This is a genomic window from Vibrio sp. SCP2 (assembly GCF_059295395.1).
This window is the reverse complement of record NZ_JCAFVV010000008.1, coordinates 94,472-107,484: the sequence shown is the minus strand read 5'-3', so window position 1 is coordinate 107,484 and position 13,013 is coordinate 94,472. Positions and strand designations below refer to the sequence as shown.

12 protein-coding genes are annotated in these 13,013 nt (G+C 44.8%); 6 read left to right on the top strand and 6 right to left on the bottom strand.

Going from position 1 to position 13,013, the window contains the following annotated elements; translation table 11 throughout:
• Positions 1-401 precede the first annotated feature (401 nt).
• Together nagE and glnS are read left to right on the top strand one after the other, a co-directional pair.
• Positions 402-1,976, top strand: a complete 1,575-nt coding sequence (nagE, locus tag AC5O63_RS18495; RefSeq protein WP_171322369.1) for an N-acetylglucosamine-specific PTS transporter subunit IIBC — start codon at positions 402-404, stop codon at positions 1,974-1,976.
• A 246-nt stretch (positions 1,977-2,222) separates the two neighbouring features.
• On the top strand, positions 2,223-3,893 hold the full coding sequence (gene glnS / locus AC5O63_RS18490) for a glutamine--tRNA ligase (RefSeq protein ID WP_494505866.1): 1,671 nt from the start codon (positions 2,223-2,225) through the stop codon (positions 3,891-3,893).
• 132 nt (positions 3,894-4,025) lie between these two features.
• On the opposite strand, the gene fcrX is transcribed toward glnS, so the two are convergent.
• Positions 4,026-4,475 carry a ferric iron uptake transcriptional regulator FcrX gene (gene fcrX / locus AC5O63_RS18485; protein ID WP_004744501.1) on the bottom strand — a complete coding sequence of 150 codons (450 nt, stop codon included), beginning with the start codon at positions 4,473-4,475 and terminating at the stop codon, positions 4,026-4,028.
• Between the two features lie 203 nt (positions 4,476-4,678).
• Between fcrX and AC5O63_RS18480 the strand changes: the two genes are divergently transcribed.
• On the top strand, positions 4,679-5,182 hold the full coding sequence (locus tag AC5O63_RS18480) for a DUF4442 domain-containing protein (protein ID WP_004744502.1): 504 nt from the start codon (positions 4,679-4,681) through the stop codon (positions 5,180-5,182).
• A gap of 41 nt (positions 5,183-5,223) precedes the next feature.
• Here the strand turns inward: AC5O63_RS18480 and fldA are convergent, their stop codons facing one another.
• The 3 genes from fldA to AC5O63_RS18465 all read right to left on the bottom strand — a co-directional run bounded on the left by fldA (position 5,224) and on the right by AC5O63_RS18465 (position 6,881).
• Positions 5,224-5,757 (bottom strand): flavodoxin FldA, encoded by a 534-nt coding sequence (gene fldA, locus AC5O63_RS18475; RefSeq protein WP_004744503.1) that lies wholly within the window; start codon positions 5,755-5,757, stop codon positions 5,224-5,226.
• A gap of 44 nt (positions 5,758-5,801) precedes the next feature.
• Positions 5,802-6,023, bottom strand: a complete 222-nt coding sequence (locus AC5O63_RS18470) for a DUF2788 domain-containing protein (protein WP_004744504.1) — start codon at positions 6,021-6,023, stop codon at positions 5,802-5,804.
• Positions 6,024-6,116: 93 nt separating this feature from the next.
• Positions 6,117-6,881: an alpha/beta fold hydrolase gene (locus AC5O63_RS18465; protein WP_494505865.1), complete on the bottom strand. Its 765-nt coding sequence runs from the start codon at positions 6,879-6,881 to the stop codon at positions 6,117-6,119.
• A 92-nt stretch (positions 6,882-6,973) separates the two neighbouring features.
• Here AC5O63_RS18465 and seqA point away from each other — a divergent pair, with 92 nt between their 5' ends.
• Together seqA and pgm are read left to right on the top strand one after the other, a co-directional pair.
• On the top strand, positions 6,974-7,513 hold the full coding sequence (seqA, locus tag AC5O63_RS18460; protein ID WP_004744506.1) for a replication initiation negative regulator SeqA: 540 nt from the start codon (positions 6,974-6,976) through the stop codon (positions 7,511-7,513).
• 90 nt (positions 7,514-7,603) lie between these two features.
• Positions 7,604-9,250: a phosphoglucomutase (alpha-D-glucose-1,6-bisphosphate-dependent) gene (pgm, locus tag AC5O63_RS18455; protein WP_494505864.1), complete on the top strand. Its 1,647-nt coding sequence runs from the start codon at positions 7,604-7,606 to the stop codon at positions 9,248-9,250.
• A 275-nt stretch (positions 9,251-9,525) separates the two neighbouring features.
• On the opposite strand, the gene AC5O63_RS18450 is transcribed toward pgm, so the two are convergent.
• Positions 9,526-10,275, bottom strand: coding sequence for a DUF1853 family protein (locus AC5O63_RS18450; RefSeq protein ID WP_494505863.1), 750 nt, complete (start codon positions 10,273-10,275; stop codon positions 9,526-9,528).
• Positions 10,276-10,404: 129 nt separating this feature from the next.
• On the opposite strand from AC5O63_RS18450, the gene AC5O63_RS18445 reads away from it, so the two are divergent.
• Positions 10,405-11,163: a Nif3-like dinuclear metal center hexameric protein gene (locus tag AC5O63_RS18445; protein ID WP_494505862.1), complete on the top strand. Its 759-nt coding sequence runs from the start codon at positions 10,405-10,407 to the stop codon at positions 11,161-11,163.
• A 301-nt stretch (positions 11,164-11,464) separates the two neighbouring features.
• Here the strand turns inward: AC5O63_RS18445 and AC5O63_RS18440 are convergent, their stop codons facing one another.
• Positions 11,465-12,754 (bottom strand): citrate synthase, encoded by a 1,290-nt coding sequence (locus tag AC5O63_RS18440; protein ID WP_171322375.1) that lies wholly within the window; start codon positions 12,752-12,754, stop codon positions 11,465-11,467.
• Positions 12,755-13,013: the final 259 nt, after the last annotated feature.

Here is a 13,013-nt window from a genome sequence, read left to right as displayed (position 1 = left end):
TATTTGTGAGCTTCAATTAGATCGCAAAATATCTTTAGCAAACGAAAAAATGAGTTCTCAATATTGTGTAAGCACCTTGTATGGTGCTACATCCGCTAGTGATTTACGTCGCATTGGTATCAAGCGCGAAGAGTACGCCTGACAATCACTTCGGCCTTATTTGTACTGATAGGTTAACGCGAATGTGGCTCAATGAATGCTATTTTTTTGGATTGTAAAATAAGTTTTATGATCTCGCTAGCAAAAACCTTCCGGATCACCTGTTTCTGGTGATTATGATCACAAATGATGAGGTTTTAATTTGCGGAGCAAAATTAATGTCATAAACTGAGCAGGACTAAATTGAGCGGCTAAAAAAAGTGGCTCAGCCAAAATACAAAATCCTATAGGGGGAACTTAAGGTGAATATTCTTGGATATGCGCAAAAGTTAGGTAAAGCTCTTATGCTTCCTATCGCAACGCTTCCAGTTGCGGCGCTCTTACTACGTTTGGGTCAAGGTGACCTATTAGACATTCCATTTATGGCGCAAGCTGGTGGCGCTATCTTTGGTCAACTTCCACTACTATTCGGTCTAGGTATCGCGATTGGTCTTTCTAAAGACGGTCAAGGTGCTGCAGGTCTAGCGGGTGCGGTTGCTTACTTCGTACTTACAGCGACAGCAACAACAATCAATGCTGACGTTAACATGTCATTCTTCGGTGGTATCATCGCTGGTATTATCGCTGGTCACTCTTACAACGCTTTCCATGCTACACGTCTTCCTGAGTGGTTGGCATTCTTCTCTGGCAAACGTCTAGTACCAATTATGGCTGGTCTGTTCGCGCTAGTTGCAGGTGCTATCTCTGGTGTTGTATGGCCAACGATCCAAGGCGGTCTTGACGCACTAGCACACGCAGTTTCTACTTCTGGTGCAATTGGTCAGTTCGTATACGGTACTCTTAACCGTGCACTTATCCCTGTAGGTCTTCACCACGTTCTTAACTCTTACTTCTGGTTCGGTATGGGTACGTGTCAAGAAGTTCTAGTAACTGGCGCTCAAGCTGCTGGTCAAGCACTTCCTGCTCTACAGCAACTTTGTGTAGACCCAGCCCTAGCTAAGACTCTTGTTGCTGGTCAATCTCACACGTTTGAGTTTGCTAACTCTGTAACTCCAGAAATCACTGCAACTGTTAAAGAAGTAACTGAAACAGTTAAATCTGGTGACCTACACCGTTACTTCGGCGGCGATAAGTCTGCTGGTGTATTCATGAACGGCTTCTTCCCAGTAATGATGTTCGGTCTACCTGGTGCAGCTCTAGCTATGTACCTAGCAGCTCCTGCTGAAAAACGTAGCCAAGTTGGTGGTGCACTATTCTCAGTAGGTTTCTGTTCTTTCCTAACTGGTATCACAGAGCCTCTAGAGTTCATGTTCGTATTCCTTGCACCTGCGCTATACGCAATGCACGCAGTATTTACAGGTCTATCTCTAGTTGTTGCTAACATGTTTGGTACTCTGCACGGCTTCGGCTTCTCTGCAGGTCTAATCGACTTCATCCTAAACTGGGGTCTAGCAACTAAGCCGGTAACTCTACTATTAATCGGTCTAGGTTTCGGTGCTCTATACTTCTTCACATTCAGCTTCGCAATCCGCGCATTCAACCTGAAATCGCCAGGTCGTGAAGACGATGAAGAAGAAACTGCAGGCGCTCCTGCTGGTGAAGCGAAAAACGGCGACCTAGCGCGTCAATACCTAAAAGCTCTAGGTGGTCACGACAACCTAACTTCAATCGACGCTTGTATCACTCGTCTACGTCTTACTCTAAAAGACCGCTCAGTAGCTGACGAAGTTGTACTTAAGAAGCTTGGTGCGAAAGGTGTTGTTAAGCTAGGTGAGAACAACCTTCAAGTTATCCTTGGTCCTCTAGCTGAAATCGTTGCTGGCGAAATGAAAGCAATCGGTGCTAACGAAGACCTATCTGATGTAAAACTTCCTTAATTACGACACGTAAACTAAGAAAGTGATGAAAGCCTCCTTCGGGAGGCTTTCTTGCGTTTTGAGGGTTTCGAAACTGATCCCTGCTAGCTTATTAACCATACAGAGAAAAAAAAGACGTTTTGCTTCGAGATATTGTTGTGTAATCCACCATAATTGTGGATCATTAGACGCTATGTACTTGACGGTCATTTAAATCGTCTAAGTAAGAATTATCTGAACAATACTAAAACAATTGAGGTGCTATAGATGAGTGAAGCTGAGGCTCGTCCATCGAATTTCATTCGCCAAATCATTGATAAAGATTTAGCGGATGGTAAACACACTAGCGTGCATACTCGTTTCCCGCCAGAGCCAAACGGCTATCTGCATATCGGTCACGCTAAGTCAATTTGCTTAAACTTTGGTATTGCTCAGGACTACCAGGGAAAGTGTAACCTACGTTTTGATGACACTAACCCAGAAAAAGAAGACGTTGAATACGTTGAGTCAATTAAGAATGATGTGAGCTGGTTAGGCTTCGAGTGGGATGGGGACGTATGTTACTCATCAAACTACTTCGATAAGCTATACGGCTACGCAGTGGAATTAATTAACAAAGGCTTAGCGTACGTTGAAGAGCTAAGTCCTGAGCAGATCCGTGAATATCGTGGCACACTTACCCAGCCTGGTAAGCCAAGCCCGTACCGTGATCGCACACCTGAAGAAAACTTAGCGCTATTTGAGAAGATGCGTGACGGTGGATTCGAAGAAGGTAAAGCATGTCTACGTGCAAAGATTGATCTAGCATCTTCTTTCATTGTGCTGCGCGATCCTGTTCTTTACCGTGTGCGCTTTGCTGAGCACCACCAAACGGGTGACAAGTGGTGCATCTACCCAATGTACGACTTTACGCACTGTATTTCGGATGCACTAGAAGGCATTACACACTCACTGTGTACGCTTGAGTTCCAAGATAACCGTCGTCTATATGACTGGGTACTAGAGAACATCACTATTGATTGCCAACCTCACCAGTACGAGTTTAGTCGCCTAAACCTAGAGTACACGGTGATGTCTAAGCGTAAGCTAAATCAACTTGTCACTGAGAACCTAGTGAACGGTTGGGACGATCCACGTATGCCGACGATTTCTGGTCTACGTCGTCGTGGCTTCACGCCTGCTTCTATTCGTGAGTTCTGTAAACGCATTGGTGTTACTAAGCAAGACAACATGATTGAGATGAGTTCTCTTGAGTCTTGTATTCGTGACGATCTGAACGAAAACGCACCACGTGCAATGGCAGTGCTGGATCCGGTTAAGATCGTTATCGAGAACTTCGAAGAAGGCAACGTAGAGTCTTTGACGGTAGCAAATCATCCAAACAAACCTGAGATGGGTGAGCGCGAAGTACCGTTCACTCGCGAAGTTTGGATTGAGCGTGAAGACTTCCGCGAAGAAGCGAACAAGAAGTACAAGCGTCTGGTTCTAGGTAAAGAAGTGCGCCTACGTGGTGCTTACGTGATCAAAGCTGAGCGTATCGACAAAGATGCAGAGGGGAAGATTACCACTATCTTCTGTAGCTACGACGTAGACACGCTAGGTAAGAACCCAGCTGACGGCCGTAAAGTGAAAGGTGTTATTCACTGGGTTTCTGCTGATAAAGGTCTTCCAGCTGAGATTCGTCTATACGATCGCTTGTTCACTGTGCCAAACCCAGCTGCAGCGGATAACTTTGCTGAGACAATCAACCCTGAGTCACTGGTTAAGCTGAATGGTTTTGTTGAGCCAAGCCTCGCTCAAGCGCAAGCTGAGAAGGGTTTCCAGTTTGAGCGTATGGGTTACTTCTGTGCGGATATTAAAGACTCGAAGCCAGAGGCTTTAGTGTTTAACCGTACTGTAGGTCTTCGCGATACTTGGGCGAAAATCGAAGCTAAGTAATCGTCTTACACTCTAGTTTGAAAGCCAGTCCTCGCGACTGGCTTTTTTATTGATGGCGATTGGTATTAAATAGCAGGCAATAAAAAACGCCAGCTTTTGGCTGACGTTTTAGCGTTGACTGTTAAGACGAATTTATTTCTTCGACTTATGCGCGTCTGGGTTGTCTTTGCAGCTACCATCAGCACATTTACCGTAAAGGTAGAGGCTGTGGTTAGTCAAAATAACATTGTACTGGGCCGCGATTTCTTTCTGACGTTCTTCAATGATGTCATCAGAGAACTCAATCACTTCACCACAATCTAGACACACTAGATGGTCATGGTGGTGCTGAGTTGACAGTTCAAATACAGATTTGCCGCCTTCAAAGTGGTGGCGAGTTACGATACCTGCATCATCAAATTGGTTTAATACGCGGTATACAGTCGCTAGACCAATCTCTTCACCTAGATCAATCAGCTTTTTGTACAGTTCTTCAGCACTGATATGTTGGCATTCAGGTTGCTGTAATACTTCTAAAATCTTTAGTCTTGGAAGGGTAACTTTAAGACCAGCATCCTTAAGCGCTTGGTTATTGTCTGACATATACTTTCCTGTTGATGATCTGCAGTTATTAACAGAATTCAATATTCCTATCATTATAGGGTAGTACTGATAAACAATAAACCACGAACTTCAAAGGGTTACTAGTATTTTTTTATAAACAAGTGAGAAGTCACTGATAAAACATGTCAGACCAGTTACAATTGATTAACAAGTGAGGAAAAATAATCAGTTAAGGACAAGGAATGAATAAGTCATTGGCTAAAATTTATAAGCCTGGAGTGGTTAAATTTGCGCTCAACTCTTGGCCACCTTTTTGGGGGGCGGGGATCAAGATACTCTCAATCAGTGACGACTTTCGTGAAGTCAAAATGAAACTTAAGCTACGTTGGTGGAACAAAAATGCCAATCGTACCCAATATGGCGGCAGCATTTTCTCTTTAACCGATCCTGTCTACTCCTTGATGTTAATGGGGATCTTAGGCGAGCGCTACTACGTCTGGGACAAGGAAGCGAGCATCAACTTTATCAAGCCGGGGCAAAGTGATCTGTTTGCTGAGTTTTGTGTCACTCAAGATCAGCTTGAAGATATTTTAAGGCAGACGGCTGATGGGGATAAATGTTTCCCAGAGTTCATCATTTATGTCAAAGACAAACACGGTAATGTGGTGTCTGAGGTTCAGCGTAAACTGTATGTGCGTAAAAAACCGCAATTTCGAGAAGAGGATGCAGAGGAACAAACGGCATAAAAAAACCTCCGTAACGGAGGTTTCTTAATTCGGCGAGGAGATTAGTCTTCTAGCTCAGCTAGGCACATCTCTTCGTGAATCTGCTTACACCAGCTGTTCACGCGCTCATCAGTTAGCTCTGGCTGGCGGTCTTCATCGATACATAGACCAACGAATTGGCTGTCATCGCCTTCAACTAGGCCTTTAGATGCTTCGAACTCATAGCCTTCAGTTGAAGTGTAGCCAAGGATAGTACCACCTTTAGCTTCAACGATATCACGTACTGTACCCATAGCGTCACAGAAGTACTCTGCGTAGTCTTCTTGGTCACCACAGCCAAAGATTGCGACTAGCTTAGTCGAAAAATCGATTTGCTCTAGCTCTGGGAAGAAATCATCCCAGTCACATTGTGCTTCGCCGTAGTACCAAGTTGGGATACCAAGAAGCAGAAGATCGAAGTTATCAATATCTTCTTTGCTGCTTTTAGCGATATCTTGAACGTGAACCAGTTGTTTACCTAGTTGCTTTTGAATCATCTTTGCAACAGCTTCAGTGTTACCTGTGTCGCTACCAAAGAAGATGCCTACACTTGCCATAGATTCGTTACCTTTACTAATTTCTGTTGTGGGCTCGGTTGATATCAGCCGATACCACCACCTTCCCAGCTAAGCTGAATAATGCCTTTGGCGATAAACCCAGCACAGCCAAGGAATAGGACTAACCATACAATGCGACGACCGAAAGGGGGAACATTACCCGCTTTTAAGACATCTTTTATCGCCATACCGATAAAGAAAAAGATAGACGCGAAAAGCAGATCGAGACCAATTGACTCGAGCATGTTCATGTAGTCGTAGAGCATGGAATCCCTTTATGCCAAATTACTTGCGCCGCACTATACCACTGTTACTGAATAAAGTTAACGGGCATAGTACAACTGATCTCTCATTCTGTTTTACGCAATGAACTTGCGAATAGCACGTATCACTTCAGCCGGCTTTTCGGCATGCAACCAATGTCCGGTATTAGCGATAACATGGGCTTTAGCATTGCTAAACTGCTGTTTCACTTGCCCTTGGTGCTCTGCGGTTAAGTAATCTGAATCGCCACCTTTGATAAATAGGGTAGGCGTAGAAATTGTTTCAATAGTTTGCCAACCAAGAATCTCCCAGTAGTTATCCCACAAGCTTTCGACATTAAAGCGCCACGCCAAATGTTCGCCTGTGCTATACAAAGATTTACCAAGAAACTGGCGTACACCTTCTAGCTCAATATGTTCGGCCAAAATACTAAGCGCTTGCTTACGTTGAGTGGGCTTTTGCTCGATGACGGCTTTGAGACCGTTGAATACATTGTCATGGCGACTTTGTGTGTATTGGACTGGTGCCATATCTAAAACAAGCAGCTTATGAATCTGATCTTGCGCGATTTCCGCTAACTTCATTGCTACCTTGCCACCCATAGAGTGGCCGACTACGGTGTAGTTGGTGAGATTGAGATGTTGCAATAGAGCATAGACATCTTGTGCCATCAGCGGGTAGCTATGCTCGTCACTTTGAAATGAGAGGCCATGGTTGCGCAGGTCAATACTTAGCACTTGATGATCTTGTTTCAGATCGCGAGCAAGCAAACCTAAGTTATCTAAATTACCAAACAACCCATGGATCAATACAATGGTGTGACCCTCACCTTCGAGTTTGTAGTTGAGCAGATGTGACATTTTATTCTATTCGTGACAGGTAAACCGTAGAGTCTCTTTAAAGATCTCGCTATAATCCCCCAGAGTTTAAACATAGAGATTGTGAAAAGCGAATGAAAACAATTGAGGTTGATGAGGATCTATACCGTTACATCGCAAGTCAAACCCAGCATATTGGTGAGAGTGCTTCGGACATTTTGCGTCGTCTTTTGATGACTGAAGGTCAAGCGCCTGTTGCCAAACCGCAGGTTGTGGCGCAACCAAAGGGTGTAGTGGTTAGCAAAGATGCAATAAAAGAAGAAACAGTAGATAGCGTTAAAGAGATGCGATCATTGCTTATCTCTGACGAGTTTGCTGGTCTTAAGAAAGCGATTGACCGCTTTATGCTAGTTCTAGCAACGCTGCATCGCATTAACCCGAATGACTTTTCAGAAGCGACTCAGGTTAAAGGTCGTAAGCGTGTTTACTTCGCTGATAATGAGCAAACATTGCTGGCTAACGGTAACACGACTAAGCCGAAATCAATCCCTGGTTCACCATTTTGGGTCATTACCAACAATAACACTAGCCGCAAGAGGCAGATGGTTGACCAACTGATGGCGAGGATGAACTTCCCATCAGACCTGATTGAGAAAGTGACAAACTCAATCTAAAGAATTCTGATTGAAACCTCATAATGCACAACTCAGTTAACGTATTATGAGGTTTTTTTATTTCTACATATTTTTAAGAAAGGATGTCAAATGGCTATGCACCCACGAGCGGGACAAAAAGCTCAACAGCAAGACCTGCATAATATTCCAGCCCTAGTTGCAAATTATTTTCTTCTTCAACCTGACTCTTCGAACCCTGACCACAAAGTTGAATTTGGTACATCTGGTCACCGTGGTAGCGCAGATAAGTCTACATTCAACGAACACCATATTTTGGCGATTGCTCAAGCGGTAGCGGAAGTTCGCGCAGAAAAAGGCACAAAAGGTCCACTGTTTGTTGGTAAAGATACGCACGCGCTATCTGAGCCGGCATTTTCAACAGTTGTAGAAGTGCTCGTGGCTAATGGTGTACAGGTGATTGTTCAGCAAGACAATGGTTACACGCCAACGCCGGGTGTTTCTCACGCTATTCTGACTTACAACCTGAAACATCAAGACAAAGCTGACGGCATTGTGATTACGCCGTCTCATAACCCACCGCAAGATGGTGGTATTAAGTACAACCCAACTCACGGTGGTCCTGCGGAAGGTGAATTGACACAAGCGATTCAAGACCGTGCAAATGTACTTATCGCTGAAGGTTTGCAAGGCGTTAAACGTATGCCGCTAGGTGAAGCTAAAGCTTCAGAACTGTTCATCGAGCAAGATCTTGTAAAGCCATACATTGATGACTTAGTTAATGTTATCGATATGGAAGCGATTCAAAAAGCAAACCTAAAAATTGGAGTAGACCCACTTGGCGGCAGCGGTATCGACTACTGGCGTCAAATCGGTTCTGCTTACAATCTAGATCTGACTTTGGTTAGCGAAGCGATTGACCCATCATTCCAGTTTATGTCGTTAGATAAAGACGGCGTGGTCCGTATGGACTGTTCATCGCCTTACGCAATGGCTGGTCTGTTAGCGCTAAAAGATGAATATGATCTGGCGTTCGGTAATGACCCAGACTATGACCGCCATGGCATTGTTACGCCAAAAGGTCTGATGAACCCGAACCACTTCCTAGCAGTGTGTATTGACTACTTATACCGTCATCGCGAAGGGTGGGGCAAAGACGTCGCTGTTGGTAAGACGCTAGTTTCAAGTGCGTTGATTGATCGCGTTGTTGCTGATCTTGGTCGAGAACTATGTGAAGTGCCTGTTGGCTTTAAGTGGTTTGTTGATGGCCTGTATGAAGGCAAATTTGGTTTTGGTGGTGAAGAGTCTGCTGGTGCTTCTTTCCTACGTAAAGATGGTACGCCTTGGTCTACCGATAAAGATGGCATCATTCTATGTCTTCTTGCTGCCGAAATTACAGCAGTTACTGGTAAGAACCCTCAAGAATACTACGAAGAGCTAGCAGCGAAGCATGGTGCTTCTGAATACAACCGTATTCAAGCTGTGGCAAATGGTCCGCAAAAAGACGTGCTTAAGAAACTGTCTGCCGAAATGGTGACAGCAGAAACGTTAGCAGGTGAAGCGATCACTGCACGTTTGACGCATGCTCCGGGCAATGGCGCGGCAATTGGCGGTCTGAAAGTGACGACTGAAAATGGTTGGTTTGCGGCTCGCCCATCTGGCACAGAAGACATCTACAAAATCTACTGTGAGAGCTTTAAAGGCGAAGAGCATTTGAAGCAGATCGAAGCAGAAGCACAAGAGATTGTGAATCAAGTATTTGCTGACGCAGGTCTTTAATTCCGACGACTAAGCGTTGTATCAAGGGCTGACTATCTGTCAGCCCTTTTTTGTAGGAGAGAACTGGAACGGGCTGCGCCCTTCGGGAGCGGACTTCGTCCTATGGATAACTGGATAACTGGATAACTGGATAACTGGATAACTGGATAACTGAAATTGCTCCCTCATAGTTTAGTTGTCAACTCTCGCTCTCTAGAAGGGCGAAGCCCGATCCCGCTTTCCATAGCGCAGCGTTCCTGCTCTCCATAGGACGAAGTCCGTTCCCGGTTCCTGCCTTACCCCGGCCAAGTGTCAGGCACAACAAACCAAAATTGACCGTTTTGCGTCTGAGCGTGGACAAACCTTCCGTTGGGTTTATCGATAGGGTTGATGAATTCTTCTAGTCCGACCGCCCAAAGTGGCTTTTTAAGTTCATACAGAGGCTCACCGATTTGTTCCCATTGGCTTTGATAGCACCAATATCCGGTGATTTGGCTTTGATTGAGAGGCAACCCCAAACATTCTTGTGGAATGGTTTCTGGTGAGAACGGGTTAATGTACAGCCTTCCTTGAATCAACAGATGTTCTGTTAGATCTTGATACTGTGGGTACTGGTTAAGAAACTCGTCAGTCGAGCTCATTTTTAGCTGGTGGGAGAGCATTCTGGCCAGTTTTTTATCAAGCTGATCATGAGCGTTTGGCCCATACCAAGTTCCGCTATGTAAAAGATAGAACTTGATCGCCACTTCCCAATGTTCTTTACGCTGTTGCTGATGATTTTTAAGAATAAGATCAATCGCGCCTAAGGTTTGCCCACATGATTTATTGATCTGAATTTCTTCATCGAGCAATGCGAAGCGATCACTTTGAGTGAGTAGCTTGGTACAAAGGTATTGATAGATAAAACCAAGTCGCGGGTTGCCTTGATATTCCTCCTCAATATAGGGAGGAACAGATAGAGAAGAGAGCTCCTCAAAAGGTGGCTTTAACTCGAACAGTGATGGAGTCTTGGCAATCCAATGATAAAAACGCTGTAGAGAATGCATTCTTGAGCCTATAACAGTGTGGTTAAAGAGAGTGTACCACGCACTCGCCTCTAGCATCACTGCTGCGGTTGACTTACACTTTGCCACAGTGAATTGAGCAAGCCTCGACAACAAAAAATGGAAGCCCAAATGAATAACTTACAGCTAGAAAAAATCCTCAACGAGAAGCTATCCCCTCAATTGATTAAAGACTATGCGCCGAATGGCTTGCAGGTTGAGGGAAAAGAGCAGATTAATAAAGTCGTCACTGGTGTAACGGCTTCTCAAGCATTGATTGATAAAGCGGTTGAGTTAAACGCTGATGCGCTACTGGTTCATCATGGTTATTTCTGGAAAGGCGAGCCAGAACCTATTCGTGGTATGAAAGGCAAGCGTATTCGCACTTTGATAAAAAACGACATTAATTTAATGGGTTACCATCTGCCGCTTGATATCCATCCAGAGCTAGGTAATAACGCGGAACTTGCTCGCTTACTCGATATTGAAGTAGAAGGCGGACTAGAAGGGCATCCACAATCCGTGGCTATGTTTGGGCGTTTGAAATCTCCAATGACGGGGACTGAGTTTGCAGCCAAGATCAATCAAGTACTCAATCGACAGCCCCTTCATATTGCGCCGGAAAATGCAGATAAAGTGATTGAAACGGTCGGTTGGTGTACAGGTGGTGGTCAGGACTTGATTGAATTGGCAGCTAGGCACGGTTTAGATGCGTTTATTTCGGGTGAGATCTCAGAACGCACTACTTATTCTGCTCGTGAGCAGGACATTCACTACTTTGCAGCAGGACACCACGCGACTGAGCGCTACGGAATCAAAGCACTAGGCGAGTGGCTAGCCACTGAACATGGCCTAGATGTTGAGTTTATTGATATCGATAATCCGGTGTAAGAGAAGGACGGACTTCGTCCTACGGGAGAGCGGGAACGGACTGCGTCCTATGGGAGGTAGAACGGGCTATGCCCTATGGAACGCTGCGCTTTTGGAAAACGGGATCGGGCTTCGTCCTGCGAGAGAAATATTTGTCATTCCTTAGACCGAAGAATGAGGGAGTAAGGAATCTCTAAAGGTTGGCGGCTCGCAGTGAGAGCTCCCCAACTCACTCGTGCCTCGTTCTTGAGGATGACAACTAATCTAATAAAAAAGGGCTAATGTTCGCACATTAGCCCTTTGACTTTTTGCTAGTCAGCTATTATTCACGCTCGTGTAGAGGCGAGAACTCACGTTGTACTTCACCAGTGTAAAGCTGACGCGGACGACCGATACGGTTTAGTGGGTCGCTGTGCATTTCGTTCCAGTGAGCAATCCAACCGATAGTACGCGAAATCGCGAAGATAACGGTGAACATAGATACTGGGATACCGATAGCTTTAAGAATGATACCAGAGTAGAAGTCTACGTTCGGGTATAGCTTCTTAGAAACAAAGTATTCGTCAGAAAGCGCGATACGCTCAAGTTCCATTGCCACATCAAGCAGTGGATCTTTGATGTTAAGCTCTTTAAGAACTTCGTGACATGTTTCGCGCATAACTGTTGCACGAGGGTCGTAGTTCTTGTAGACACGGTGACCGAAGCCCATTAGTCGGAATGGGTCATCTTTGTCTTTCGCGCGTTCAACATACTCTGGAATGTTTTCTACGCTACCAATCTCTTCTAGCATCTTCAGACATGCTTCATTCGCGCCGCCGTGAGCTGGGCCCCAAAGAGATGCGATACCCGCTGCAATACATGCAAATGGGTTAGCACCAGAAGAACCAGATAGACGTACTGTTGAAGTTGACGCGTTTTGCTCATGGTCAGCGTGTAGAGTAAAGATCTTATCCATTGCGCGAGCCACAACAGGGTTTACTTCGTACTCTTCACATGGATTAGCGAACATCATGTGTAGGTAGTTTTCAGCGTAGCTCAAATCATTACGTGGGTAGATGAAAGGCTGACCGATTGAGTACTTGTAACACATAGCCGCAAGTGTTGGCATTTTCGACAGCAGTCGGTATGCCGCGATTTCGCGGTGCTCGTCGTTGTTGATATCTAATGAATCGTGGTAGAACGCAGCAAGTGCACCTACTACACCACACATTACAGCCATAGGGTGAGCGTCACGGCGGAAACCGTGGAAGAAACTAGCGATTTGCTCATGGACCATAGTGTGACGCGTAACAGTAGTTTTGAATTGCTCGTATTGTTCACGTGTTGGGGCTTCACCGTAAAGAAGGATGTAACATACTTCTAAGTAATCAGCGTTATTTGCTAGCTGATCAATTGGGTAACCGCGGTGCAAAAGAATACCTTTACCGCCGTCAATGTAGGTGATTTGAGATTCACAAGATGCAGTGGCAAGAAAACCTGGGTCAAAAGTAAAAAATCCGTTTGCTCCAAGTGTACGAACATCAATCACAGGTGTGCCTAGGGCACCTTCCATAATTGGCAGCTCGATAGGTGCTTGACCTTCAACATGAAGGGTAGCTTTCTTATCTGCCATAACAATCTCCTTTGTTTATTATTTAATCCGTCCAGGATGTTTGTGTGCCATTTTTGTACGTGTGATCGTTATCAAAGTCAATTTTTCTCATCTGATGTGTGCACTTGTTATGATTTTTTGAACGTATAAGGTGAAAAATCTGGTCTGTGTAGCAAAAATTGTTACATCAATTGTATTAGAATGTTGCCAGCCGTATAGTGGCGCAGTAAATTTTGGTGGAAACCTTATAAATTCAAGGCTTGAAACAAATGTGAGGTGA